General features: G+C 61.4%; 20 protein-coding genes and 3 pseudogenes. 17 read left to right on the top strand and 6 right to left on the bottom strand.

What is annotated here, in order from left to right; all coding sequences use genetic code 11:
• Nucleotides 1-6: 6 nt before the first annotated feature.
• The 4 genes from C0Z19_RS15410 to C0Z19_RS15395 all read left to right on the top strand — a co-directional run bounded on the left by C0Z19_RS15410 (nucleotide 7) and on the right by C0Z19_RS15395 (nucleotide 3,895).
• Nucleotides 7-498, top strand: a complete 492-nt coding sequence (locus tag C0Z19_RS15410) for a PraA/PraB family alkane oxidation protein activator (RefSeq protein ID WP_102610703.1) — start codon at nucleotides 7-9, stop codon at nucleotides 496-498.
• A gap of 103 nt (nucleotides 499-601) precedes the next feature.
• Complete coding sequence (locus C0Z19_RS15405) at nucleotides 602-1,861, top strand: DUF2957 domain-containing protein (protein WP_102610702.1); 1,260 nt, start codon at nucleotides 602-604, stop codon at nucleotides 1,859-1,861.
• Between the two features lie 39 nt (nucleotides 1,862-1,900).
• Nucleotides 1,901-2,725: an OmpW/AlkL family protein gene (locus C0Z19_RS15400; protein WP_425330289.1), complete on the top strand. Its 825-nt coding sequence runs from the start codon at nucleotides 1,901-1,903 to the stop codon at nucleotides 2,723-2,725.
• Nucleotides 2,726-2,836: 111 nt separating this feature from the next.
• Complete coding sequence (locus C0Z19_RS15395; RefSeq protein ID WP_102610700.1) at nucleotides 2,837-3,895, top strand: permease; 1,059 nt, start codon at nucleotides 2,837-2,839, stop codon at nucleotides 3,893-3,895.
• Between the two features lie 7 nt (nucleotides 3,896-3,902).
• On the opposite strand, the gene C0Z19_RS15390 is transcribed toward C0Z19_RS15395, so the two are convergent.
• The 3 genes from C0Z19_RS15390 to ppnP form a co-directional block, all read right to left on the bottom strand.
• A complete protein-coding gene (locus C0Z19_RS15390) occupies nucleotides 3,903-5,213 on the bottom strand; it encodes an NRAMP family divalent metal transporter (protein ID WP_102610699.1) in 1,311 nt (436 codons plus the stop codon).
• A 193-nt stretch (nucleotides 5,214-5,406) separates the two neighbouring features.
• On the bottom strand, nucleotides 5,407-6,198 hold the full coding sequence (locus tag C0Z19_RS15385; protein WP_102610698.1) for an N-acetylmuramoyl-L-alanine amidase family protein: 792 nt from the start codon (nucleotides 6,196-6,198) through the stop codon (nucleotides 5,407-5,409).
• A 357-nt stretch (nucleotides 6,199-6,555) separates the two neighbouring features.
• Entirely contained in the window at nucleotides 6,556-6,876 is a 321-nt protein-coding gene (gene ppnP, locus C0Z19_RS15380) for a pyrimidine/purine nucleoside phosphorylase (protein ID WP_102610809.1), read from the bottom strand.
• Between the two features lie 200 nt (nucleotides 6,877-7,076).
• Between ppnP and C0Z19_RS15375 the strand changes: the two genes are divergently transcribed.
• The 3 genes from C0Z19_RS15375 to C0Z19_RS15365 all read left to right on the top strand — a co-directional run bounded on the left by C0Z19_RS15375 (nucleotide 7,077) and on the right by C0Z19_RS15365 (nucleotide 12,374).
• Nucleotides 7,077-8,591 carry a class I SAM-dependent methyltransferase gene (locus tag C0Z19_RS15375; protein ID WP_102610697.1) on the top strand — a complete coding sequence of 505 codons (1,515 nt, stop codon included), beginning with the start codon at nucleotides 7,077-7,079 and terminating at the stop codon, nucleotides 8,589-8,591.
• A gap of 71 nt (nucleotides 8,592-8,662) precedes the next feature.
• Complete coding sequence (locus C0Z19_RS15370) at nucleotides 8,663-11,029, top strand: DNA polymerase II (RefSeq protein WP_102610808.1); 2,367 nt, start codon at nucleotides 8,663-8,665, stop codon at nucleotides 11,027-11,029.
• Between the two features lie 193 nt (nucleotides 11,030-11,222).
• Nucleotides 11,223-12,374, top strand: coding sequence for a Rieske 2Fe-2S domain-containing protein (locus C0Z19_RS15365; RefSeq protein WP_102610696.1), 1,152 nt, complete (start codon nucleotides 11,223-11,225; stop codon nucleotides 12,372-12,374).
• A gap of 110 nt (nucleotides 12,375-12,484) precedes the next feature.
• On the opposite strand, the gene C0Z19_RS15360 is transcribed toward C0Z19_RS15365, so the two are convergent.
• Nucleotides 12,485-14,029, bottom strand: a complete 1,545-nt coding sequence (locus tag C0Z19_RS15360) for a methyl-accepting chemotaxis protein (RefSeq protein WP_102610695.1) — start codon at nucleotides 14,027-14,029, stop codon at nucleotides 12,485-12,487.
• A 185-nt stretch (nucleotides 14,030-14,214) separates the two neighbouring features.
• Here C0Z19_RS15360 and C0Z19_RS28720 point away from each other — a divergent pair.
• From C0Z19_RS28720 to C0Z19_RS15340, 4 genes and pseudogenes are all read left to right on the top strand, one after another.
• A pseudogene (locus tag C0Z19_RS28720) lies at nucleotides 14,215-14,382 on the top strand (IS3-like element IS407 family transposase); the annotation flags it as partial.
• 177 nt (nucleotides 14,383-14,559) lie between these two features.
• Nucleotides 14,560-15,450 (top strand): annotated as a pseudogene (locus tag C0Z19_RS15350) (HipA domain-containing protein); the annotation flags it as partial.
• Between the two features lie 181 nt (nucleotides 15,451-15,631).
• On the top strand, nucleotides 15,632-16,111 hold the full coding sequence (locus C0Z19_RS15345; protein WP_102610692.1) for a carboxymuconolactone decarboxylase family protein: 480 nt from the start codon (nucleotides 15,632-15,634) through the stop codon (nucleotides 16,109-16,111).
• A gap of 59 nt (nucleotides 16,112-16,170) precedes the next feature.
• Complete coding sequence (locus C0Z19_RS15340) at nucleotides 16,171-16,578, top strand: cupin domain-containing protein (protein WP_102610691.1); 408 nt, start codon at nucleotides 16,171-16,173, stop codon at nucleotides 16,576-16,578.
• A 194-nt stretch (nucleotides 16,579-16,772) separates the two neighbouring features.
• Here C0Z19_RS15340 and C0Z19_RS15335 read toward each other — a convergent pair whose 3' ends face one another.
• Both C0Z19_RS15335 and C0Z19_RS15330 read right to left on the bottom strand, forming a co-directional pair.
• Nucleotides 16,773-17,282 carry a DUF1697 domain-containing protein gene (locus tag C0Z19_RS15335; RefSeq protein ID WP_102610690.1) on the bottom strand — a complete coding sequence of 170 codons (510 nt, stop codon included), beginning with the start codon at nucleotides 17,280-17,282 and terminating at the stop codon, nucleotides 16,773-16,775.
• 122 nt (nucleotides 17,283-17,404) lie between these two features.
• Nucleotides 17,405-18,262 (bottom strand): DMT family transporter, encoded by an 858-nt coding sequence (locus C0Z19_RS15330; protein ID WP_102610807.1) that lies wholly within the window; start codon nucleotides 18,260-18,262, stop codon nucleotides 17,405-17,407.
• A 132-nt stretch (nucleotides 18,263-18,394) separates the two neighbouring features.
• On the opposite strand from C0Z19_RS15330, the pseudogene C0Z19_RS15325 reads away from it, so the two are divergent.
• The 6 genes and pseudogenes from C0Z19_RS15325 to C0Z19_RS15300 form a co-directional block, all read left to right on the top strand.
• Nucleotides 18,395-18,736: pseudogene (locus C0Z19_RS15325) on the top strand (LysR substrate-binding domain-containing protein); the annotation flags it as partial.
• Nucleotides 18,737-19,247: 511 nt separating this feature from the next.
• Nucleotides 19,248-21,053 (top strand): hypothetical protein, encoded by a 1,806-nt coding sequence (locus C0Z19_RS15320; protein WP_102610689.1) that lies wholly within the window; start codon nucleotides 19,248-19,250, stop codon nucleotides 21,051-21,053.
• A gap of 263 nt (nucleotides 21,054-21,316) precedes the next feature.
• A complete protein-coding gene (locus C0Z19_RS15315; RefSeq protein WP_102610688.1) occupies nucleotides 21,317-22,447 on the top strand; it encodes a DSD1 family PLP-dependent enzyme in 1,131 nt (376 codons plus the stop codon).
• Between the two features lie 275 nt (nucleotides 22,448-22,722).
• Entirely contained in the window at nucleotides 22,723-23,391 is a 669-nt protein-coding gene (locus C0Z19_RS15310; RefSeq protein ID WP_102610687.1) for a haloacid dehalogenase type II, read from the top strand.
• 74 nt (nucleotides 23,392-23,465) lie between these two features.
• On the top strand, nucleotides 23,466-24,185 hold the full coding sequence (locus C0Z19_RS15305; RefSeq protein ID WP_102610686.1) for a cupin domain-containing protein: 720 nt from the start codon (nucleotides 23,466-23,468) through the stop codon (nucleotides 24,183-24,185).
• A gap of 2 nt (nucleotides 24,186-24,187) precedes the next feature.
• A complete protein-coding gene (locus C0Z19_RS15300; RefSeq protein ID WP_102610685.1) occupies nucleotides 24,188-25,513 on the top strand; it encodes an NAD(P)/FAD-dependent oxidoreductase in 1,326 nt (441 codons plus the stop codon).
• Nucleotides 25,514-25,526: the final 13 nt, after the last annotated feature.

Raw genomic sequence — 25,526 nt, 5'->3', positions numbered from 1 at the left:
CTCTATATGAAGAGTTTCAAGCTCGTCCCTATCGGTGCGGCATTCGCATGGTTCGTTGCGGCGTCAGCCCCCGCTTTTGCCGTGACGGTTACTCCCGCTGGCCCGATCAGTTTGAGCGGCGCCACCGCGCTGACGAAGTCGGGCAACGCGATCGGCTGCCAGGCGCGCCTCGTCGGCACGATCAGCGGCACAGGGGAAATCTCGATCTCGTCGGCCGTTTTCACGGGGGCCAACCTGTGTTCGTTGGTTACCGCGACGAATCTTCCTTGGACGGGACACGTGACGAATGCGTCCAATCTCACGCTCAACAACGTTGGCGTCGATGTCGCGATCCCCGTGATCGGAGGCCAGTGCGAATCGACTGCGATCAACGCAACCATCGCACAAAACACGAAGCAAAAGGAAACGACGATAGGCCTTTCGAATCAGCCTCTTTCCGGCGGCTGCTCGGTCTCGGGCACGCTGACGACTACGCCGGTCCTGAACGTTGACGGATAACTGAAGTGTCGGCCGCGGCCGCCCGGCCGCGGCGTCGAGCGCGCCCGCCTCGCGAGGAGCGGGCGCGGCGGTTTCGTTTTGAACTATTTATTTTGGACTCCTTATGATCTTCCGAAGTCTGCTCTCGACAGCACTGGCCGCCATCGTTCTCTCCGCTTGCGGCGGCAGCAGCAGCGGCGGGGATGCGCCAGCTCCCGTGGAGGCGCGGCTATGTCCGCAGGCGATCGGTTACGACACGGTCTTCACAGGCGGCGCCGGCTCGGGCGAACTCGTGCAGGTGCAGCTTGATACGAAGGCGATGACCTACCAAATCACGTATCTCGCCTCGCCCGTGCCCGTGACGAAAGGCACCGTCCTGCCGACACGCGCATCGGCGCCGAACAACGTCGTGTCCGGTACGTTGACGCAGGAAACGCTATTGCCGACGACGAAGCTCAATCAATGCGCGTTTCGCCTCGACAAGGCGAGTCTCGATCCTGCACGTCCTGCCAGAGTATTCCTTGGCGAAGGCGTGCTCGGCGGGACGATCCCCGGCGCGCAGATCGCCTTCGCGGGCGTTGGGGGCGTCGGTGTGGTGCCGGATACGACGTTCCCCTACTACCCCTTCATCGCCTTCTCGCAAACGTCGACCAATCTCTCCGAAATCGCTGGCACCTATTCGATGCTCGGCTACCACAAGGCGCCTTCGCAAAATTTCGTGCCCGTCGCCGTCGATGCCGCATTCACGATCAACGCCGACGGCAGCTTCACCGAGTGCGACAACAGCGGGCTCTATGCCGGGCAATGTCGGCAATCGGGCACGAACTTCGTCACGCGCGCCGATTCGGCGACATTCGAGACCCATCACTTCACGGGGCAGATTGCAGCTACGCAGGCCGTGCAAGGCCCACAAGCACGGGGCATTCTGATCGTCGGCAAACTGCGCAGCCAACTCGTGCCGATCCTCATTCGCGTGGGCGCAGCAGACCCGTCGATCGTCTCGCCGCCTGGCTCGCCGCCGAAAACGCCGCTGGCCGACGACGAATCGGGCATCGCAATGCTCGCGCCTCAATCCGCCGTCGCGGCGAATTCGCTGAACGGTGAGTACGTCGGCGTCGACAGCAATTTCGCTTATCGCACGACGGCACTCATCAATTCACAGGCGACCATGCTCGATCCATTCAACGCGTCTCAAGCCGCACTCGCGACGGCGCTCGACCTCGATTACAGACAGACGTTGGCCGGGTTGATCGCAACGAAGAAGCGGACGGCATCCGCCGCTACATCGCCGGGCAAGATGATTTTCTCGGGCGGGATGATCGGTTACCTCGATACGACAGATCCGGGCGCCCCGTACTTCGCCGTCAGCGCATTCGTTCAGTAGTCCTTACGAAAAAAAGAGCCGAGGAAACACAACATGGGGATCAGGAAGGTAGTCGTACCGCTTTTGGCGGCATGCGTCTCGACGGGGATCTATGCGCAGCAGGCCGGCGACAATGTCGTTTCATTGGGCTGGTATCACATTGCGCCGCAGTACACGAGCGATCCGCTCACCACACACGTCGCGCCCATGGCGATCAACGGGCCGCTCGGGCTGCCGCCGGCATTCACGTCGGCCGGCACGGGATTGGGCGTCAGCCATTCCAATACGATGGGGCTCACGTTCACACATTTTCTGACCGACCACATCGCGTTGACGGCACTCGGCGGTGTACCGCCGCAATTCCATATCAACGGCTATGGCGTGATCCAACCACCGGGGCCAGCCGGTGCGCTCGGGCAGGAAAACCTGAGCGCACCGTCGAAGAATCCGATCGTCGGTAAGGTAAGGCAGTGGACGGCCGGCGCGATGCTGCAATATTTCTTCGGCAAAGCCGAAGCGCGGTTTCGCCCTTTCATCGGAATCGGCGTGACTTACACGTGGTTCAATTCGTTTGAACTGAATCCGAATTTTTCGCAATCGATCAACGACAATCTCGGCAGCGTGCTCGCGGCGGGGGCCGGCAAGCCGGGACCGACCAGCGTGTCGGCGAAGTCGTCTTCGTCATGGACGCCGATTTTCAATGTCGGCGCAGCCTATTCGCTCACGAAGCACTGGCAACTCAATGCGTCGGTGTCTTACGCACCGTTGAAAACATATGCCGAGACCGACATCAAAGCCGCGGATGGGACCCTGCTTGCGGTCAGCAAGGCGAAGCTGAACGCCGATCCGATCATTACGTTTCTGGCGGTGTCGTATCGGTTTTGAAGGAGAAGGCAGCTGGCGGTGAGGCGGCGGCAACGGACGCAACTTCAACCGGACGGCATAGTGAAGGTATGATCCCACCTTTATTGCCTCCCATTACGTCCCGTCACGCCGATGAAAACGATAGCCGTCAAAAACCGCAGCCCCCTGATCGGCCCAGCCCTCCTGCTCACGATCGCCGTATGCGGGCTGTTTTACGTCAAGTGGTTCCCGTACTACAACCGCGCGTTCGTCGCCGCCAGCCATCACGCCATCGGTAATTCGATCTTGATGGGCACGGCATCGGCTCCGCCCGCCGCCTCATGGCAAGCGGCGCTCAGTTACGCCATCGCCTACGGAAAAGCGATCTGGCAAGCGATGGTCCTCGGTCTGCTGCTCGGTTCTGCCGTACAGGCGCTGATCCCGGCCCGATGGATCGCGCGTGCGTTGGGCCAGACCGGCTTCGGCAGCGTCGTCACGGGCGCCGTCATGTCGTTACCCGGCATGATGTGTACCTGCTGCGCAGCGCCCGTCGTCGCGGGACTGCGCGCTTGTCGGGCCACGCCCGGTGCGGCGATCGCGTTCTGGCTCGGCAATACGCTGTTGAATCCCGCCACGCTCGTCTTCATCGGCTTCGTGCTCGGCTGGCAATGGATGGGGCTGCGGCTTGCACTCGGTGTTGCGATGGTGCTCGGCATCGGCTACCTGGTGGACCGCGCTGCCACGGATCGGGAAGCGGTTGCCGCACAAAGCGCCATGGAAGAGATGTCGACGAACGGAGAAACCGGCGTCATGTTCGTTCGCTGGCTGAAAATCCTCGCGCGCATGACCGTGCGTCTCGTACCCGAATACATCGTTCTCGTCTTGTTGATGGGCGCCGCCCGCGCATGGCTCTTTCCTCACATCGGTCCCGGTATCGACGCGAGTCTGGCCTGGGTCGTCGCCTTTGCCCTTGCGGGCGCGCTGTTCGTCATTCCGACCGCGGGCGAAGTGCCGATCATTCAGGCCATGCTCGCGCTCGGCATGGCAACGGCTCCCGCCGCCGCATTGTTGCTGACGCTGCCGCCCGTCAGCGTGCCTTCGGTCGCCATGCTCGGCCGCTCGTTTTCTCCGCGAACGCTCGCACTGACGTGTGCGGGCGTCGTTGCCGGAGGCATCGTTGCGGGATTGATAGCGATGGCGATCGGGCTGTAAGCGATCGCTATTGCCAGAGCGCCCGTATGAACATCGCGAGCGCGGCGGCTGCCATGACCACGGTCGCGATCCATCCGAGCACGCGCACCGGGCGGCTCGCCGTGTACGGCCCCATGACGGAACGTTTGGACACCAGCACGATGATGACGACGATCAGCGGTACGGCCACCACGCCGTTAATGACGGCGCTCGCGAAGAGCGCCTTCATCGGGCTGATCGGCGAATACTGCAGCACGAGTGCAAGCAACACGCTGACGGCGATAATGCCGTAGAAGCCTGCAGCGTCCGGTACCTTTCGCTCGAGGCCCTCCTTCCAATTCATCGCTTCGGAAAGCGCATACGCGCCCGAGCCCGCCAACACCGGCACGCCGATCATGCCGACGCCGAGAATACCCACGGAAAAGAGCAGATACGCAAACTCACCCGCGACCGGCCGCAGCGCACTCGCGGCCTGCGCAGCCGTATCGATGCTCGTGACACCCGAGGCGTGAAGCGTAACGGCCGTGGCGAGCATGATGAACCAGGCCGTCAGATCCGAATAGAGCATGCCGCTCCATGTATCCCAGCGAATACGCCGCAATTCCGAAGGCGCCGCGGATGAATCTCGCACGAGCGGCAGGCCGTTCTGCTTCGCCTGCATGTCTTCGACTTCCTCCGAAGCCTGCCAGAAAAACAGATACGGACTGATCGTCGTACCGAAGACGCCCACCACGACGGCCGCCGCCTGCGCATTGAAGGTAAAACGCGGCCACACCGTGCGCAATGCCACCTGCCCCCAGGGCACATGCACGGTAAATAAAACGGCGGCGTAGGCAAACAGCACGAGCGTCAGCCACTTCAGGAAAACCACATAGCGGTGGTACGGCACGAAGATTTGCAACAACAGCGTCGCGAAGACGAAGATCGCCGTCATCAGGTGGCGATCGATGCCCGTTACGAGCTCCGCACATTCGCCCATTGCGGCAACGTCGGCCGCAATGTTCAGCGTATTGGCGACGAGTAGCAGGAATACGACGCAGTAAAGCACGACCGGCGGAAATGCACTTTTGATGTTGGCAGCGAGCCCTTTGCCCGTCACCCTGCCGAGCGTGGCGCACATCAATTGGACGGCTGCCATCAATGGAAACGCAAGCGGCATGGTCCAAAGCATGCCGAAGCCGAATTGCGCGCCCGCCTGCGAATAGGTGGCGATGCCGCTCGGGTCGTCGTCGGCGACGCCGGTGATTAGTCCTGGCCCGACCCGCGCCAGGGGATGCTCTCTAAATCGATCAAGAAGACCGCGAAATACGCTGGGCCGCTGCCCGTTGCTGGCAAGCATCGATTCGCCTCGTTCGTAAGAACCGATTCAATGGGGTCAACGACGACTGAATGATACGCCTGGGGCGATGCGATGGTATGCGGGGCATCGCATGGGAGATCGGAAGCGGCAAGCAGAAAAGCAGAAAAGCAGAAAGCGGCGGCCACCCTGAACAAATGGCCGCGCGTGAGGAAGGCTTTCCGTGACGGCTTGATTACTGGCCGAGCTTGTCGTTGGCGCAGCCCGTGCTGTTGCACTCGCGCTCGCGCTCACGCTCCTGGAGGAATGCGAGGCGTTGTTGCGTCATGTTCACGGCGCAACACGGGTGGCAATCCATGACGCCTTTGGAGATGGCATCGGCCAGTCTGTCGATCGTGGCCGGTTGCGCCAATCTTCGTTCCTCGTCGGGATTGACGATAACGCCCGCTTCCACCAAAACCGCCGGCATGCGAGCCGTTTTCAGCACGACCAGATCGTCGAATCTGTGAATCCCGAGGCGTCGATCGATCAGCGGACGGTCTTCTCCTTTGATCGGCGTCGCATGGTAAAGCGACGGCGTTTCTCCGGCCGCCTGCAAGCGCTCACCTATCGCTTTCGCGCAAGCGAGGCTTCGCTCGTAGTGCGGATTGAGTTCGGAGACGAAGATCGCATAGCCTTTGAGCGCTTTGTTGCGTCCCGAGTCGATCCACGCCTGCTGCATCGAATCGTGATGGATCGAAATAAAGAAGTCTGCATTGGGCACGGCGTTGGGACGATCGGCCAACGCTATCTCAACGTCATTTGCGCCGGTGCGCGTCACGCGGTCGCCGTCCGCTTTCAGATCGTCGGCAACGGCTTTGCTGAGGTCGAGGTTATAGAGGTGCTCGACACGGCCGCTCGCACCCGTCGCACCGGGATGGGCCTGCGTATGCCCCGCATCCACGATGACCCACGCCGCATGGCACGTCGCGACGCTGAACAGACCCACAGCGAACAAAGCAAAGCGGGAAACGAGAGTTCTCGACATCGTATGAATTGAGCGCGAATGGGGAAGCGCTGTTTTGGTCAGCGCGATCTGAGATTTAAGGTCACGCTTGGCTTCCTCGATAAATACCGGGTAGGCGCATCTTTACTTCTCGATATGCCTTACCAAGGCCGCGTGACCGCCAGGCATTCTAGTGAATATTCACGTCAGTAGCGAGCGTGCGTTTTTCATATATTCTGCATCGCCTGCGCAGCAGCCTTTCAATTTGCAAAAAATGATAAAGCGCGTTTTGGATGCGGGCGGATTGCGCAGTGATCACAGTCCGCCCTTGTGTTTGCTCTATCATCGCATTTCGCTTTTACGAGGAAATGCAAGAGACGCATCAAGTCGATGCGTGCCTCAAAGATAGCTGCAGACGTAATCGAGTGTTTCGATCACGTCGATATCGAAGCGGCTTTTGCCCGGTACCGAGAACGATTCGCCCGCGCCGTAGGTCGTCCACTGGTCGCTGCCGTCGAGGCGAATGCGGCACTGGCCGGCTTGCACTTCCATGAGTTCGGGCGCGTCGGTGCCGAAGTTCAGGGTGCCGGGCAGGATCACGCCGAGCGTTTTGCGGGTGCCGTCAGGAAAGAGCACGGTGTGCGAAATGCACTTGCCGTCGAAGTAGACGTTGGCTCGTTTGATAACGGAAACGTGGTCGAATTGCGTTGCAGCCGTCATGGCGGTTACCTGTGGGTTGACGAAGTAGTATGCGAGCGGCACGGCCTCCCCAGCGCCGTGCGAATCTGCAATGATACCGGCTACAGTTTCGTCATGATCCAACCCGGCTTCGAGTTTCCCGAAAAATAGTAGTTGCACCTGACGCTACGTCATGTTTTAACGTTGCACCGCCCGTCGACCCGCTCAACACACGGAAAGTGATGACCATGTATCGAACGCATCTGAACGACGAAGACCTCGACACGTTGTTCGCCGCCGAAGCGGACACCGCCGTTACAACCGATTCCTCGTGGACGCAACTCATCGACGAAGTGCGCGACGCGACGCAGCGCAAGCTGCCGGTCGAGAGCGATGCGGCCCAGGCACTCGCCTTGCGTTGGATCCGACTTGCGACGCAGATGACGCGTAACGATCCAGCGCTCGCAACCAAGCTCATGTTGATGCAAAGCGGCGAGCCCCGTGCGCAGCTTGTCGCAGGCATCACGCCGCCGATGCTGGCATGGCTCGACAAAGCGTTCATCCATGCGCGCTGTGCATTGCTCGCCAAATATTTGAGCGCGGAGCAGCTCGACGAAGTGCGGCGCCGTCAACTCGTCGAGGCGAACATGCGAGCATGGCCCGTGCTGGTCATGGCGCTGCGGGCGCACAGGGAAGCGGGCGACGACGCCGGCGCCGCACCGGTGCAGGCGATCGTCAAGCGCTGGCACCAGCTTTTTCTCGACACTTTCTGCGGCGACGACCCGCTTCTCGAGTCGCGCGTTCGCGACGCTTTGATGCACGAACCCGACCTGCAATCGGGGATAGGTCTCGACGATGCGTTGCTGGCGTATCTGCATAAGGCGCATATGATCGGGAACGACGTGACGCCCGCCAATGCAGGCCCCAAGCCGAGCGCATTGACGGTGGCGACGCAGCGCGCCGCACATCAACTGGTTGACCGGCCTCTGGTGCTCGAAGATCCGACCGCGCTGACGATCCTCGGCAAGGCTGGCGTACAGGCGCTACGCGACGACCTCGACCGGTTCCGTCAGCCGATGTCGCTCGGCATGCGCAGCATGGTGGTGGTTCGAAGCCGCCTCGCCGACGATCTGTGGGCGGACGCTATCGCGCGCGGAACGCAACAGTACGTCGTCCTTGGTGCAGGGCTCGACACCAGTGCATACCGGCGGCCTGACGCGCCGGGTTACGTCTTCGAAGTCGACTTGCCGGCGACGCAGACATGGAAGCGCGAGCGCCTGCAAGAGGCGGGCATCGCCGTGCCGCCGTCGTTGCGTTTCGTCCCGGTCGACTTTGCCGGCACGACGCTCGCGCAGGGCTTGGCGTCCGCCGGATTCGATCCAAACGCACCGGCCTTTTTCAGTTGGCTCGGCGTGACGATGTATCTCGACGAGGACGCGGTACGCGATACGTTGCGCTTCCTCGCAGGTTGCGCACCGGGCAGCGCGGTGCTGATCGAGTACGCGACTCCTCTCGCGAGCCTGCCCCCCATGATGCGCATCGCCATGGAGCAGTTCACAGCCAGGTTTGCCGAACGCGGCGAACCGTGGAAGAGCTTCTTCGATACGGCGGCACTCGCCGATATGTTGAAGACGCTAGGCTTTGGCAGTTCGCGCGAATGGACGCCCGAAGCGCTGAACGAACGCTACCTCGCGAACCGCACGGACGGGCTGCACATCGGGGCGACACCTTCCCGGTTGATGCTGGCAACCGTTTAGCTCCGTACGCTCGACCCACCGCACGGTCAGATTAAAATCCTCACACTTCACACTGACCGGCAGTCATGGCTTTGACCGAGTTCGAAGAGGGCTACGTTTTGACGCGTCACTGGCGCGATTCCGGCACGCATACCGAGGTCGAATTCTGGCTGTCCACGCAAGCCGGGCCGCGACTCTTGCGGTTGCGCAATCAGCCGTCCGTGGCCTTCATCCCTCTCGACCAGCGCGCTGCGGCCGAGCAGGCGTTGAACGGCGATACGCGAGCCGAACTGCGCCCGCTCTCGCTGAAGGATTTTCGACAGCGTCCGGTGCTTGGGCTCTACACACAGCAATACCGCCATCTCGCAGGGCTTGGCAAACGCATGGCGCAAGCGGGCCTCGACATCTACGAAGCCGATATTCAGCCGCCCGATCGCTACATGATGGAGCGATTCATCACGGCGCCCGTGCTTTTTCGCGGCGAGGCCGACGAGCACGGCCGCCTGCTGAACGGCGAGATGAAGCCCGCAGCGCAATATCGCCCGCAACTCCGGCTCGTCTCGCTCGACATCGAAACGAGCGCACATGGGGATCTGTATTCGATCGCGCTCGAAGGGTGCGGACAACGTCAGGTGTTCATGCTTGCGCCCGAAAACGGCGACGCGAGCGGCCTCGATTTTCAGCTCGACTACTGCGACACCCGGGCGCAGATGATCGAGCGTCTGAATGCATGGTTCGCCGAGCACGACCCGGATGCCGTCATCGGTTGGAATCTCGTTCAGTTCGATTTGCGCATCCTGCGCGCGCAGGCCGAACAATGCGGTGTGCCACTGCGCCTGGGGCGTGGTGATGCCGAGATGGAATGGCGCGAACACGGCAGGCGCGCGCAGCACTATTTCGCCGCGGCCGCCGGCCGCCTCATCATCGACGGGATCGAAGCACTGCGCTCGGCCACCTGGAGCTTCCCTTCGTTCAGCCTCGAATACGTCGCGCAATCGCTGCTCGGAGAAGGCAAATCGATCGACAATCCCTACCAACGCATGGACGAAATCCAGCGCCGGTTCGACGAGGATAAGCCCGCCCTCGCGCAATACAACCTCAAGGATTGCGAACTCGTCACGCGTATCTTCGAGAAGGCGGATCTCATCGCCTTTTTGCTCGAGCGCGCTTCGGTGACCGGGTTGCCCGTCGATCGAATGGGAGGATCGGTGGCGGCCTTCACGCATCTGTATCTTCCGCGCATGCATCGTCTCGGCTATGTCGCGCCGAATCTCGGCGATGTCGCGGGTGAGAACAGCCCGGGCGGATTCGTCATGGATTCGCGTCCCGGCCTCTACGATTCGGTCCTCGTGCTCGACTACAAAAGCCTGTATCCGTCGATCATCCGCACCTTCCTGATCGACCCCGTCGGTCTGATCGAAGGCTTGTCCGATCCTTCCGACGAAGCGTCCGTGCCGGGGTTTGTCGGCGCGCGGTTCTCGCGACGCAAGCACTGCCTGCCGGAAATCGTGCGCCAGGTATGGGAAAGCCGCGATCGCGCCAAGCGTCAACACAACGCACCGCTGTCGCAGGCGCTGAAGATCATCATGAACGCGTTTTACGGCGTGCTCGGGTCGTCCGGTTGCCGCTTCTTCGATCCGCGGCTCGCATCGTCGATCACGATGCGCGGGCACGAAATCATGCGTCAGACGCGCGAGCTCATCGAGGCCAAAGGCTACGACGTGATCTACGGCGACACGGATTCGACATTCGTCTGGCTCCGGCAACCTTACGCCCAGGAAGACGCCGTAAAAATCGGCAATGCGCTCGCCGAACACGTCAATGCCTGGTGGAAGGCGCACTTGCGCGAGCGCTACGGGCTCGACAGCGCGCTTGAACTGCAATTCGAGCGTCACTATTCGCGCTTTCTCATGCCGACGGTGCGTGGCGCGGAAGAAGGGAGCAAGAAGCGCTATGCGGGACTCACGCACGCACAGAACGGTGACGATGAGATCGTGTTCAAAGGGCTCGAAACCGTCCGCACGGATTGGACGCCGCTCGCGCAGCAATTCCAACGCGAACTGTATCGACGCATATTCAAGCGCGAACCTTATGCCGACTATATTCGCGACTACGTGCGGCGAACGTTGAGCGGCGAACTCGACGACCAGCTCGCCTACCGCAAACGCCTGCGGCGCCCGCTGCACGAGTACCGCGCCAACGTGCCGCCGCATGTGCGCGCGGCACGCGTCGCCGACGAATTCAATCGCGCGAGGGGGCGGCCGCTCCAGTATCAGAACGGCGGGTGGATCAGCTATGTCATGACCGTGGCCGGCCCGCAGCCGCTCGAGACGCTGGCGGCGCCGATCGATTACGGCTTCTATATCGAGCGACAACTGCAACCCGTCGCCGATGCGATTCTCGCCTTCATGGGCAGCGACTTCGACACGGTGATGTCGGGCCAGGCGCGTCTCTTCTGATCGAGCACGCAGTGGCGCGCCGATGCAGTCCGCTTCGGCGCCTCGGGCCGTTCGTGGCGGTTCGCCGCTCCCGCAGCGGTTGGCCCTGTCGAACAATCGACCGGTTTCGCGTAGACTGCGCTAGGTCCCCGTTCGCCGATGCGTCCGTTCAAGGCGACGGCCGCCGCTCCCGATATGCAAGGAGGCCTCACGCATGCATGCCATGCCGTTGCAGCCCAGCAGTGCTATCGACCTACCCGCAACCGCACCGGTACGCGATTTGCGCCGCGTCCCGATCCATCCCGATCACTGGTATCCGCTCGCCTGGTCAAGCGAATTGAAGCGCGGCAAGACCCTCGGCGTGCGCTTCGCCGGCGATCCGATCGTTCTGGTGCGCACCGTTTCCGGGAACGTATTCGCGCTCGAAGACCGGTGTGCTCACAGGCAGGTGCCGTTGCACGCGGGCGTGGTGGACGGCGAGTCGATTCGATGCGGCTATCACGGTTGGACTTACGACTGCACCGGTCGGTGCGTCGACGTTCCGTATCTGGGGCGTGAGCGGTTACCGAACGGCGTGCGCGCCTACCCATGCCGCGAGATGTACGGTCTGATCTTCGTCTTTCCCGGCGAGGCCGCGCTTGCCGACGAGCGGCCGCTGCCTGATCTGCCCTCGGTCGTCGACAAAGCGTACAAGACACGCCGTTTCGGCCGCGAGGTCAAGTGCCACTACTCCTTCATGCACGAGAATCTGATGGACATGAACCATCAGTTTCTGCATCGGAAGCAGATGGGGCAGATGCGTGCGCGCTCGCTGGGTCGCCGTCGCGGCGAAGATTGGGTGGAAGTCGATTACACGTTCGCCCGCATGGAGGGCAAGCAGCCCGTAGGCGAGGCCCTCGTGTTCGGCGCCGCCAAGAAGGACGGCGATCAAAACGATAAGGACGTGATGACGGTGCGCACCGGTTATCCGTATCAGACGCTCCGGATTCGCTCCGGTAGCGGCACGTTGGTGATGGACCTTTGGATCGTCTACGTGCCGCTCGATGCGCAGCAACGCACCAATCGCACGTTCGGCCTGCTCTCGATTCGCAGGCCAGGCGTTCCGTTTGCGCTCGACCTGGCTTGGCCGCTGCTGGTGTGGTTTACCGAACGCATCTTCAAGGAGGACCGCTGGATCGTCGAGCGCGAGCAAGAGGCCCACGACCAACAAGGCGCCGATTGGAATCACGAAGTCTTCCCGGTCATCGTCGAATTGCGGGATCTATTGCGACACTGCGGCGGCCGCACGGTGATCCCGATTCGCGAGGTAGGCGACGATCGTCGCGGTGAAGGACGAACGGGATCAGGGGCGCACTGCAGCGAGTAAGTCGGCGCGGGCCCCATCGAGCGCGGGTCGAAAGGGTGACTGCCGCGCGGGCAACGGTCAGAAAGGCGTCACCCGGAACGCTCCCGTTTGCGTAAAGGGGTCAACCCGCGTCAGCGAAAAACACTCACTGCCTCGACCAGACGCGTTGCCTGATGCTTCAGGCTTTCAGCCGCTGCAGCGCTTTGCTCCACAAGCGCGGCGTTCTGTTGAGTGATGTGATCGAGTTCGCTGACGGCTTGGCCGACCTGGGTAATGCCACTGCTCTGTTCAATGGTCGCCGAGCTGATCTCGGCAATCAGATCCGAGACACGCTTCACCTGCATGACAATATCGTCCATGGTCTTGCCGGCGCCATCGACCAGCCTTGCGCCCGATTCAACCTTCTCGACGCTCGCACTGATGAGAACGTTGATCTCCTTGGCCGCGCTGGCGCTCCGTTGCGCGAGCGAGCGGACCTCGGCAGCGACCACCGCAAAGCCACGCCCCTGCTCGCCCGCACGAGCTGCCTCGACTGCCGCGTTCAGCGCCAGGATGTTCGTCTGAAATGCGATTCCATCGATGACGGTGATGATGTCGGCTATCTTCTTCGAGCTGTCGGTGATCTCATGCATCGTGGTCACCACCTCGGACATTGCCTGCCCGCCCCTGGCCGCCGCGGCGCTTGCCGTACCCGAGAGTTGGGTGGCCTGGGTGGCCGTTTCGGCGTTGCTCTGCACGGTGGCGGTCATCTGCGTCATGGACGCTGCCGTCTCCTGCACATTCGTCGCGGCCTGCTCGGTGCGCGCGCTTAGATCGTTGTTGCCTTGCGCGATCTCGTTGCTGGCGGTTTGTACATTGAACACCTGCCCGCTGACGTCGTCGATCAGCCAGCGGAACATCAAACCGAGCTGACTGATCGTGCGCAGGGTCATACCGATCTCGTCAACCCGATTGATATGCTCGACCTTCTGGCTTTCGCCCGAGGCCACACGCAGCGCCTGTTCGCGCATGTGCTCGAGCGGCCGCGAGATCTGCGCTTCGAGCCACAATGAGACAAGCAGCGAACCAATGCCGGCAACGCCGGCAACGCCGCCGAGCGTGGCACCCGCGACACCCAGTGCCCACGCGCCGAGGACGATTGACGGCGCGAGGACCAGCAGTGCCGAACGGATGCGCCAGCGCACGGTCATGGTCTGGAGCATGGAAGTCCAGGCCGCCAAACCGGTGCGCACGATCAGGCCTTTGTGAAAACGGCGGCTACCGGCCTTTCCTTCGCGAAAACTGCGGTAGAGCGTCTCGGCGCCTTCGATCTCCTCGCGAGTCGCCTTGGTGCGTACCGACATGTATCCCACTGGCCGGCCATTTCGCACCACCGGCGTTGCATTGGCGCGTACCCAGTAGTAATCGCCATTCTTGCGCCGGTTCTTCACGAGCGCAGTCCAGGGTTCGCCGCCTTTGATCGTGGCCCACATGTCAGCGAAGGCTTCCGTGGGCATGTCCGGGTGCCGCACTATGTTGTGCGGCTGGCCCTGGAGCTCGTCAGCGCTGAAGCCGCTGACTTCGACGAAGGTCGTGTTGGCATACGTGATGTGGCTCTGAGTGTCGGTCGTCGACATCAGCGTCGCGTTGTCCGGCAACTCGAACTCGCGCTGGGTGACAGGTTGATTGTTTCGCAAGAACGTAGGCTCTCTGGGTACATTGAAGTCGACCGCGGCACAAAGCCATGCCGCGCGCTCGGTACCCACGTTAACGGTACGGTTATACAAACCTTTAGCGTTGCGCACAATCGGCTGACAATTCTTTGAAATCAGTCCTTGGGTAGAGTCAGTTGACCTGTAGGCATCGATAACTGACGAGTACGGAGTTCGGTGGGATAGCGGTATCGGAAGTGCGCCAGGTCAATGTTCTCGAAGCTGAAAACGCGCGGCTGAGGAAAGCTATTGGCCGAGGCGATGCTCGACAGGGAAGCGCTGAAGGTTTTCGTCAGGGGAAAGCCTTGAGCCCGCATGCGAAGCGGGAGGCGATGGCGGTATCCCATTAGCTGCATGCACTCGTGGAGCGCGAAGGCGTCCACACGAATCACAAGCGCATGCTCCGGGTTAAGGAATAGGAAGACTCTCAACAGGCTTTTTCCTGTATTTGCAATTTACAGTTAATCCGTTGTAATACGGCTAGATACAGGTTCTATACTGTTTCTGTCAATTACAGGCATGAGTCCCTTGACGATCTTCAACTCTCCATCGCAGGCGCACAGGAGAAAAGCGCGCTTTTGTGGCATGGCAACCGGTGGCTCCGGCCGGAGGGCAGCACCCCCACCACGCATATCCTGAAGCTCCCGCTCGGGCTGGTAGGCAACATGCGTGCCGACATGCGCTCATCTATCGAAAACGAGTGGCTGTGCTCGAAAATCGTTGCCGCCTATGGATTGCCGATCGCCAACTGCGAAATCGGCACTTTCGAGGATCAGAAAGTGCTCGTGGTGGAGAGATTCGACCGTCGATTGTCGAGCGACGGCTCCTGGTTCCTGCGCCTGCCCCAGGAGGATATGTGCCAAGCCACAGGTACGTCCTCCAACAGCAAATACGAAGCGGATGGCGGCCCTGGTATCCAGCAGATTATGGGCATTCTCGCGGGCTCCGAACAGGCCGGGGTCGACCAGCCCAATTTCTTCAAGGCGCAGATCATTTTTTGGATCCTCGCGGCGACCGACGGCCACGCAAAGAATTTCAGCATCGCTCATCTCCATTCAAACCGTTACGTAGCCACGCCGCTCTATGATGTGCTGTCCGCCCACCCAATCATTGGGAACGGACGGAACCAGATCTCTGCACCTCGCGTCAAGCTCTCCATGGCAGTGCGCAGCAAGAATGCGCACTACGCTATCAGCGAGATCCGTCGACGTCATTGGGTTGCGCAAGGGCAGCGCGTCACGCTGACAACGGAGGAGGTCGAGGAGATGATCGACTCACTAACCGGAATGACAGAGACGGTTATCGATCACGTCGCGGCACAGTTGCCGGATGGTTTTCCCCAAGACGTCTCGGACAAAATCTTCGAAGGTATGCGCAGGCACAGCAAAAAGCTCGCTGCACAATAGGCCTCCATTACGGCATCGAAAAGCTGCTTGAAAACCATTGGTGCGGCACGGGCAACACTATGAGTCCTTCCGTAGGTCTACTCCAAAACCCCGCGCGTTCCTACTATGACTCCATACGGCGCATTGCCGCCGTCAGCATCCGCGAAGCGCGGACCCTCGCTTATTGTGCCCAGGAGAAGTCATGACGCAGCGTATCAACTATGTTCAGCAATCGCCGGAATTGTTCAGGAAGTTCCTGGAGTTCAGCAATCAGTTGCATGAGAGCGCAATCGAAGTAACGATCCGTGATCTCGTCACGCTCCGCGCATCGCAGATCAACGGCTGTGGCTTTTGCGTCGACATGCACGTCAAGGAAGCACATATCCATGGAGAGCGCGAACTGCGCCTGCATCACGTCACGATCTGGCGCGAATCGACCCTGTTCTCGCCACGTGAACGCGCCGCGCTTGCGTGGACGGAAGTCCTGACAAAGCTACCCGAGCACGGCGTGTCCGACGACATTTACGAGCAAGTGCGAACGCAGTTCTCCGAGAAGGAACTGTCTGACCTGACGTTTCAAGTGATGGCCATCAACGGATGGAACCGCGCGAGCATCGCGTTCAAAGCCGTGCCCGGTTCGGCCGACAAGGCCTACGGCCTGGACAAGGCGCAACTCGCTTGAACGTTCGGCATCTCCGGCCCGCGCGTACGGGCCTCCGGTCATATTTGGAGCACATCACCATGCTTCGCTTGAAAAAAATCGCGTTGACGATGGCTGTCGTCGCCAGTCCATTCATGGGGGCGGCGTGGGCCGCTGCGCCCGAAGCCGTCGTTACACCGCTGATGACGAAGACGCTCGAGCAGTATCCGGGCAAGGAGGCCGTGATGATCACGGTCGAATATCCGCCGGGCGCCGTCGATCCCGTCCATCGGCATAATGCGTCCGCATTCGTTTATGTACTGGAAGGATCGATCGTGATGCAGGTCAAGGGCGGCAAAGAAGTCACGCTGACGCCTGGTCAAACTTTCTATGAAGGGCCGAACGATATCCACACGGTGGGGCGCAACGCGAGCCAGACGCAGCCGGCAAAGTTCCTCGTGATGCTGCTGAAAGACAAGGGGGCGCCCATCCTGGTGCCGGCAAAATAAGGCCCTATGCACCCTTTCGGCGTTCTTGGAAAAAGAACGCTGATCATGTGGCAAAGGTTGGCGCGGAGCCGTCTGGGCCCACATGGGCCCTGCAGTTCCCACTTGCCTGCCAGACATTTTGTCTCTCGGCCCGATCCCCAGCCCCGATCATGCGCTCGCAACCAATCGCGCTCTTGTGCCTGATGAAGATCGGTCTACGCTGCCGCCCATTCGGCGAGCTTTGCCACTGTGTTCATGTTGCGGGCGGTTCCGGCCTTGGCGGCCCGGATCTTCAGTTTCGATTCCGCCATTCCGTTTCCGTAATGCACGTAAATCTCACGCTTTCCGAGCGCGATCTCTTCCGTCTGTTGGCCGCTCACGCCGGCCAGGGTGTCGGTTGGCGGAGGCGCATCGAGGAATATGGCGACTGTTCGATTCGGTGCCGCTGACCGGAAAGGATTGTCCGCGAGAACCGCGGCCAGCTCCACACCGGTTCGGATCAGAACGCCTACCTGCAGGCCGGTGGATGTCTCCAGGCAACGCTCCAGCCGGCTCTTCACAGAAGTTTCAGAGAGCTTGCTTTCGAAGACGACGTTGCCGCTTGCGATATACGTGCGTACCTTGGCAAAGCCAAGCGACTCGCACATCGCCCGCAGTTCGGACATAGGGAGTTTGCCTGTGCCGCCGACGTTCACGGCTCGCAAGAGAGCAACATAGGTAGTCATCGGCGCATTCTATCGCCAGATCCGCCGACGTGGCTTCGAAGATGAACGGAGAGACGCTCGTGCCGCGGTAATGCGTTGCCGCCGGCGCAGCGTCTTGCATGGGTTCGCGGCTTGCCGCTCTATTACACCGGCCGGTCGTGCCGGGTTCCCCGATGCATCACAACCAGCGCAATGCCTCCGAGGATTGCTGCCGAGGCCAACACGATTCGAATGGTCACGCTCTCTCCCAGAAATGCAACTGCGCCGAGCGTCGCGATGACCGGCACGCTCAATTGCACCGTGGCCGCGTTGCCAGCTTTCAGACCGGGCAACGCCGTATACCAGATGGCGTAGCCCATGCCGGAGGCCACTGCACCGGACGCCGTTGCGTACCCGAAACCGGCCCAATCAATCGAAGCGTGGGTAAACATGGCGGCACTGAGCGCAGCGGCAAGTGGCACTGCGCGCAGGAAGTTGCCGGCCGTCACCGCGGTCGGATTTCCTGCGCCCTTGCCGCGCAACGAATAGATCCCCCAAGCGACGCCGGCACCGACCATAAGGGCGGCGCCTCCGGGAGGTGGCGCTGAGAGACCGGGAAGCAGCAGCCCGACAAGGCCGGCCAACGCGCATGTCAACCCGATCCATTGCCGCTTGTGAAAGCGTTCGCCCTTTCGGATGCCGTAGCCGATCATGGTTGTCTGCACGGCGCCGAACAGAAGCAGGGCCCCAGTGGACGCCGGCAGGCTCAGGTATGCAAAGGAGAATGCAGCCGCATAGGCGAACAGCGCCAGCGCCGACAGCCAGTTTCCGGCGCCGCTTGGCCTGCCGCCCCGAAGCCGCACGATCATCGAGAGCGCGAGGGCCCCCGACGCGATACGGACCGACGTAAAGCTCGCCGCATCGATGTCGGTGCCCCTGAGGGCAAGCCTGCATAGCAGCGAATTCGCTGCAAACGCGACCATTGTGAGCAGCGTCAGCGCAATGACTCGCACGGGCGACATAGACATCCCCGAAAACGCCTGGATCTTCCGCCAGTATCCAACCATTGCGCTGCGAGTGCGAGCGATGATGGTGGCAGAGCAATCGACACCGGAGGTTGGAGCGACTCGTTGCGTTTAGAAAGGCGGCACTGAATGCGAGCTGCGGTTGATCTCCTCCGAACCCTCCTTCACCAACGCCCGGGCGTCCTCTGTGCGTCGCCGAAATATCTCGAGAAATACGGAACGCCCGAACGCGTCGTGGATCTGGCCGAACACCGGTGCATCATCCATCGGCAAAACGACGACGCGTACGGTGTTTGGCGCTACATCGTGAACGATCATACCGAGGCGATCAAAGTGAAAGGCGCATTGTCCAGCAACGACGGCGACATCGTGCTTCGCTGGGCCTTGGACGGGCACGGAATCCTGATCCGCTCGGAATGGGATCTGGCGAAATACGTGCAGAGCGGGCGGCTCAATCTGGTGTTGCCGAACAGAAGCAAAGCGCCCGTAAATGAGCTGAAAGCGCGCATTGACCCTTGAGGCCAATTGCTGCGATAACCCGGTCGCATTGTTCAAAGACGATCCGGCGAAACGGACGCAGACCGCGCGGAGGCCCTGACCGCCCGCCTCACTCAAACGTTCGCTAGGGCATCGTTCGTTGTATCCAACTGTGAAGCTACGGTGGTTGTAAATTGAGGATTACCGTCACCGAGAGTCATAATGAGGCAGATTGCATTCCCTACGCATACCTGCTTCAATTACCGACGATAACGGCGCCCCGATGCGCCTGGCGCACCGAGGACTCTCGCGCCAACGTCCATTGGCAAAACGAAAAACCGGGCATTCGCAATAACGAACACGTGCATGCTGCGTTAATGCACAAAAAGCCGAATGAAACAGCCGTATAAAAAAGACAGCGATTTCGCGCCATCCGGCGCATCCCCCGGCCGCCGTGAAATCCGCGGCGGCTATCTTCACCGACGTTTCGCGTAGGAGACCTATCGTGACCGCCGCATCGAAAGCCCTTCGTTCCGCCTTCAGGGAAATCCCGCCTCCCTCACAAGCCACGCAGCTCGTCCAATGGCAGGACGTCAGCACCGTCGATCTCGCACCGTACGCGCCGCCCAATGCCTCCGTGCCGATGGGCCAGTACGCCGTCTACACCGTCATGCAGTGGGCGCAAGCACAAGGTTTCGCGGGCGCCGTTCCAACCTGGGAAGTCGGCAACGGCACATGGGGCGTCATTTGCTTTGTCAGCCATCCGGGGCTCAGCGTCGTGCAGATTCCGATCGCCAGCCTGCCCGGATACGACTCGAACAATCCCCAAGCCTGCGGGCAAGCGATCATGCGTTGGGCAACTGCGCAAGCGAACGGCGCGAATCAACTCGCCATTCCGACCTACGTCAGCGACGGCGTCAATGCATCGGCCCTCGTCTTCACGCAGAGCTATCCGCCACTGTCCTTCTATGACGCGCCGAACACGCAGCTGTATTTCTCACTGGGGCAGCCGACGAAGCTCGTCGATCTCACGGACCCCGCCGTGTGGGCCAACGCCGTGATGCGCGTGGCGCAGAACCTCGGGTACGCCGCAGGCTGGCCGACATGGGAATGGGCCACCACGCGCGGGCTGATCGGCATCCCCGAATACGATCTCGGGCCCTTGCCCGAGGCGAGCCCGGATAACGTGGATACGGTAGTCGCGGTCCTGCACCAGACGTATCTGGCGCTGCAGAACTGCGAGAGCGTTGCATCGTCGCTGACCGCGGGCGTCTTCGTCGATTTCACCGCCGCGCCGATCGCCGATCCGACCATGCAGATTCTCGTCGACTGCCTGTTCGGCGCCGTGCAGGCCTGCCTCAACGCCATCCCGGGCGTGGGCGGCGTACTGGCTGCCCTCGTGTCGACCGGGGTACAGGTGGCGATCGACGCCACCAAGAGCAGCGGCGGGACGTTCTCGCTCGAGCAATATCAAAACATGCTCGTCGATGCGACCAACGCGACGATCGATTACGTCACGCAGATGCACGACAATCTCCAACAAGCGAGCGGAGACGATCTGCAGAACCTCTGGCAATCACCGTACGCCGATCCGCTCTCCGGGCGCAGCGTGGCGCTCGGTATGCTGGCCTATACGCCGCAGACCGTCGTCAACGGCGACGAGTACTGGGCGCTGTTGTCGCAACAGCTTGTCAAGAGCTATACGGACAATCTCAAGATCCAGATCAGCTCGCAGCTTTATGGAATCCAGTCGCGTACCTATCCGAATCGCGCGCCCGATAAGCAATGGTGGGATGGGACGATTGCATCGGTGACAGGGCCCGGCGGGGATTGTTCGCAATACGTCGCCGATCGGGACGACGATCTATCCGTGTGGTACAACGGCGCGCAGCAAGTGGGCGATTACGTGACGCTCAACGAATGGTGGATGCAGACTCTCGCGAGCGGCAATCCCGCGTTTCCGCCCACTTCGCTCGTCTACAACCTGTTCTCCGACGACGGTTTCGGCGTGACGTCAGGCGGTTGGGCCGGCCCTTTCACGAAGCAGCAGTACTACACGCAGTTCTTCGTGCCGCAGACTCAAATCGGCCTCGATGGAAGCTATCAACAGCAATGGGCATACAACCAGCCCGGCGTGATCGTCAGCGCGACGGTGTTCGGCGAAGACATGGCGCAGATGGTGGCGGGCTACACGGATAGCTATGGCCGCGCCTACGTCAGTTCGTCACAAGGCGTCAGTGAGGTGGATCAAATGTGCGGGTTCACGCAATCGATCATTACCAACTATCTGCAGCAGATCGTGAATCCGTAATGAGCGTCGTTCGCTATCGGCAGTTCATCGCCGATTGAACTTCGCGGTTTTGCCCAGGCAGCCGACGCCGACGTCAAAGACCGTCGGCTGCCGGCTGCAGCAGCGTCTACCGCCGCCCTGGGCGAACAACCATTCAAGCTGGTTTAACGGCATCTTTATTCGACGTTAAGCACAAGTTCGCGATGAACTCCTATAGTGGTCTCTCCGCACGGGCGACGTCGGCACCCGCCGCCGATCGCGCGATGAATTGCCAGGAGCCATAGATGACTTTGGAGTCGTTGAGCACGCCCGCAGCCTTGATCGATGTCGCGCGCATGAACCACAACATCGAACGGATGCAACAACGCATGAACACGCTCGGCGTGAGTTTCAGGCCGCACGTCAAGACAACCAAATGCGAGCAGGTAGTCAAAGCGCAAATGGATGCCGGCGCACGCGGTATCACCGTGTCCACACTCAAAGAAGCCGAACAGTTTTTCGTAAGCGGCATCCGCGACATCGTCTACGCGGTGGGCATGGCCCCGCCGAAACTCCCACGGGCACTGGCGCTGCGCCGGCAAGGCTGCGACCTGAAGATCGTTGCCGATAGCGTCGCCTGCGCCGAGGCCATCGTCGCTTTCGGCCGGGAACACAACGAACGCTTCGAAGTCTGGATCGAGGTCGACGTGGACGGCCATCGTTCTGGCATCGCGCCCGGCGACGACACGCTGCTCGCCGTGGCAACGGTCCTTTCTGAGGGCGGCATGCATGTCGGCGGTGTATTGGCCCATGCAGGCTCCAGCTACGACTACGATGCCAACGAGGAACTCGTCCGCATCGCCGAACAGGAACGTTCCGGCTGCGTGCGCGCCGCCGAGCGCATTCGAGCGGCTGGCCTGCCATGCGACGTCGTCAGCATCGGATCGACGCCGACAGCGCTGGCCGCCGAACATCTGGAAGGCGTGACGGAAGTTCGCGCAGGCGTCTACGTCATGTTCGATCTCGTCATGCACAACGTCGGCGTCAACGACACGTCCGAGATTGCATTGAGCGTATTGACTACGGTAATCGGCCACCAGAGTGAGAAAGGCTGGGCCATTGTCGATGCAGGCTGGATGGCTATGAGCCGCGATCGCGGCACCCAGCGCCAAAAACGCGATTTTGGCTACGGACTCGTCTGCCTTGAAAGCGGGGAGGTCCTGGGCGAGTATCTGATGAGCAGCGCGAACCAGGAGCATGGCATCGTGTCTCGGTCCGGCACGCCGGATCGCGAGATCGAGCAGCGGTTTCCCATTGGGACGCGCCTGCGCATCCTGCCCAATCATGCATGTGCGACTGGCGCGCAACACCCGGCCTATCAGGCGCTCAGTGCCGACGGTAGTGTCGAAGCCTGGCCGCGCTTCTATGGCTGGTAAAGCGATCCCATCCGCTCGCCTCGGCGCGCGCGTGACGAGATACGGTGGTCACAGCCTGAGGCATCGCGCCATTCGACACGGCATAAACTGCCGCCAATCCCCACAAAAACGCGTGAAAATTTGTCTTTAAGACCAAGCAATTCAGTGCAGTAGCGAAGTCGTTCCCGCTTAAATTTCACCTGCCGACCTTGCCATCGGTGCTTGCACGAAGTGGCTTTCGGCAAGCTCCTCATTCAAGTGTCCGTTTGGATTCGCTACTCATCGAGACTGAAAACATGATCGACTTCGAACCGAAATTCATTACGTTCGATTGCTACGGCACCCTCGTCAACTTTCGCATGGCCGACACGGCGCGCGAAATCTACGGCAATCGCCTACGTGAAGACGCCATGGAAAGCTTCATCAGGCTATTCGCGGCCTATCGTCGCGACGAAGTGCTCGGCGCATGGAAGCCCTACCGCGACGTCGTGGTCAATGCCGTGCGCCGCACGTGCGAACGCACCGGCGTACCCTTCATCGCAGGCGAAGCCGAACAGTTCTATCGCGCAGTGCCGACGTGGGGGCCGCACCCGGATGTCCCCGAAGGTCTCTCGCGCCTTGCGAAGAAGTACAAGTTGGTTGGCCTGACCAATGCAGACAATTCGCAGATCATGAGCAACATCGAGAAGCTCGGGGCGCCGTTTCATGCCGTCATCACCGCGGAAGACGCCGGCGCCTACAAACCGCGAATGCAAGGCTTCGAATATATGTTCAAGAAGCTCAATGTGCAGCCTCACGAAATCCTGCATGTCTCGTCCAGCCCGCGCTACGACCTGATGACCGCGCACGACCTCGGTATTGTCCACAAGGCCTACGTAATGCGCGGCCATGAGCCGGAAGCGCCGGAGTACGGCTACACACCGGTCCGAAGCATCATCGAGTTGGCCGAGCACCTGGGCCTGTAAGGCAGCCACGCCGTCCGGCCACCACTGGAAATTACATGCACGAACCCTCGTCGGCGCAATCCATAGGAGCAAAAGTGACCGAAGCATTCGTACTGCATCGCGCCGAAGGGGCGCCATTTTCAACCTCGTTCCGTCGAGCAGCGTTCGGCCGGAACGATCCTTTTGCGCGACATCGGGAGATCGCTTGGGAAGGACCGGACTCGATTGCCGCGGGTCGCGTCAGCTTCATCGGCGAGCTCGATGTAGCCCGCTTTCCTCACATCGAAACCATCGTCGTCATGGAAGGCGCACTCACGCTCGAAGCGGCTGGAATGGTGCCGCTCGTGCTTGAAGCGCAAGAGGGTGCGGTGATCGGCAGCGGTACTGCACTTCGCGTCAGGGCCGAATCGCGCACGCTTTTCGTCTTCTGTGCCGCCGCCTGCAACGGGCCGTCGAAGAGCGGGGTCGTCCCCTTGCGCGCTGACGCCGACTTCAAGCCGTCCGCATCGCTACCCGCGGAGGTGCTGCTGGGCCCGGCCCCGCAATGCCGAAGTGACAACGCCTTCACCGATGACAGTACGGAGTTTCACTCGGGTACGTGGGACTCGACGCCCTACCATCGGATCGTTCGCCCGCATCGCGTGAACGAATTCATGCATCTTCTGGCAGGTAGCGTTCGGTTCGGCGCGCCTGACGGCAGCGTGCTCTCGCTCGGCGCCGGCGACGCGCTCTTCGTGCCCAAGGGTGCGCCGATCGGCTGGGAAAGCAGCGAACGAGTGGCGAAATTTTACGTTACGCAAACCGTCCGAGATTGATCATGTCCCCTCCGCTGATTCAGATCCAAACTTCGCCCACGTTGCCTGCCGCCGCCGACGTGGTCGTGATCGGAGGCGGCATCATCGGTGTCTTTGCCGCCTACTACATGGCCCAGCGTGGGGTTTCAGTCGCCCTCGTGGAGAAGGGGAGGATCGGTGCCGAGCAGTCGAGCCGCAACTGGGGCTGGTGCCGGCAGCAAAACCGCGACGCGCGCGAATTGCCGATGGCAAGCAAGAGCCTCGATCTGTGGGAACGATTTGCCGTCGAATCCGGCGAAGACACGGGTTTTCGTCGCTGCGGGCTGCTGTATCTCAGCAACAACGACGCCGAGCTATCCCGGTGGGCCAGTTGGGGCGAGTTTGCAAAGACCGCAGGCGTCACAACCTACATGCTCGATAGCCGGCAAGCTGCGGAGCGGGGGAAGGCGACCGGCCGGGCCTGGAAAGGCGGCGTGTTTTCGCCCAGCGATGGGACGGCGGACCCCGCGAAGGCCGCGCCTGCCGTGGCAACTGCACTCATGAAGCTCGGCGGGAGCGTCACCCAAAACTGCGCGGCGCGCGGCATCGAGTTGGAGGGAGGACGGGTCTGCGGCGTCGTCACGGAAGCCGGGGTCATCAAGACCCGGACGGTCGTGCTCGCGGGTGGCGCGTGGGCATCCGCGTTCTGCCGTCAGCTAGGCATCCGTTTTCCTCAGGCCTCGATCCGCCAATCGATTCTTAGTGTGTCTCCTGTGGAACACCGCTTGCCGGAAGCGCTATTCACGTCCGGCGTGTCCATTACTCGCCGCAACGACGGACGCTACGCGCTGGCCATCAGCGGGCGGGCGCGCGTAGATGTGACACCGCAATTCCTGCGGTTCGCGCCGCAGTTCCTGCCCATGTTCGCCAAGCGCTGGCGCAGCCTTCTTCCAGGCGGCCTGGAAGGCGTTCGCGGCGGCCATGAAACGCTGAAGCGGTGGCGGCTCGATGCGCCGACTCCGATGGAGCGGGTGCGGATTCTCGATCCGAAGCCCGATCAGCCGACGATTACCGAAACCCTGCGCCGCGCCGTCGAACTGCTGCCCGAACTTCGCGAAGCGAAAATCACGCACGCGTGGGCCGGTTTCGTCGACAGCACGCCCGACGGCGTTCCGGGGGTCGGCGAAGTGCCGGGCGTGCCCGGATTGATCCTGGCTGCGGGCTTTTCCGGGCACGGTTTCGGTATCGGGCCCGGCGCGGGTCACCTGGTCGCGGATCTCGCCACCGGTGCGAATCCGATCGTAGACCCCGCTCCGTATCGGCCTGGCCGATTCGCCCGCTCTGCATGGGGCAAGGTCGCGGATTTTTAGAGGGCGGCCGAAC

Source organism: Trinickia soli (assembly GCF_002879855.1).
GTDB lineage: Bacteria > Pseudomonadota > Gammaproteobacteria > Burkholderiales > Burkholderiaceae > Trinickia > Trinickia soli.
This window is presented reverse-complemented; position numbering and strand designations above follow the sequence as displayed.

Bases quoted from the DNA above. Each gene is read 5' to 3' on its own strand.
- C0Z19_RS15340 (WP_102610691.1), top strand. From the start codon at position 16,171: ATGCTTCGCTTGAAAAAAATCGCGTTGACGATGGCTGTCGTCGCCAGT.
- C0Z19_RS15395 (WP_102610700.1), top strand. From the start codon at position 2,837: ATGAAAACGATAGCCGTCAAAAACCGCAGCCCCCTGATCGGCCCAGCC.
- C0Z19_RS15315 (WP_102610688.1), top strand. From the start codon at position 21,317: ATGACTTTGGAGTCGTTGAGCACGCCCGCAGCCTTGATCGATGTCGCG.
- C0Z19_RS15310 (WP_102610687.1), top strand. From the start codon at position 22,723: ATGATCGACTTCGAACCGAAATTCATTACGTTCGATTGCTACGGCACC.
- ppnP (WP_102610809.1), bottom strand. From the start codon at position 6,876: ATGACGGCTGCAACGCAATTCGACCACGTTTCCGTTATCAAACGAGCC.
- C0Z19_RS15375 (WP_102610697.1), top strand. From the start codon at position 7,077: ATGACCATGTATCGAACGCATCTGAACGACGAAGACCTCGACACGTTG.
- C0Z19_RS15335 (WP_102610690.1), bottom strand. From the start codon at position 17,282: ATGACTACCTATGTTGCTCTCTTGCGAGCCGTGAACGTCGGCGGCACA.
- C0Z19_RS15405 (WP_102610702.1), top strand. From the start codon at position 602: ATGATCTTCCGAAGTCTGCTCTCGACAGCACTGGCCGCCATCGTTCTC.
- C0Z19_RS15330 (WP_102610807.1), bottom strand. From the start codon at position 18,262: ATGTCGCCCGTGCGAGTCATTGCGCTGACGCTGCTCACAATGGTCGCG.
- C0Z19_RS15300 (WP_102610685.1), top strand. From the start codon at position 24,188: ATGTCCCCTCCGCTGATTCAGATCCAAACTTCGCCCACGTTGCCTGCC.
- C0Z19_RS15390 (WP_102610699.1), bottom strand. From the start codon at position 5,213: ATGCTTGCCAGCAACGGGCAGCGGCCCAGCGTATTTCGCGGTCTTCTT.
- C0Z19_RS15410 (WP_102610703.1), top strand. From the start codon at position 7: ATGAAGAGTTTCAAGCTCGTCCCTATCGGTGCGGCATTCGCATGGTTC.
- C0Z19_RS15365 (WP_102610696.1), top strand. From the start codon at position 11,223: ATGCATGCCATGCCGTTGCAGCCCAGCAGTGCTATCGACCTACCCGCA.
- C0Z19_RS15385 (WP_102610698.1), bottom strand. From the start codon at position 6,198: ATGTCGAGAACTCTCGTTTCCCGCTTTGCTTTGTTCGCTGTGGGTCTG.
- C0Z19_RS15345 (WP_102610692.1), top strand. From the start codon at position 15,632: ATGACGCAGCGTATCAACTATGTTCAGCAATCGCCGGAATTGTTCAGG.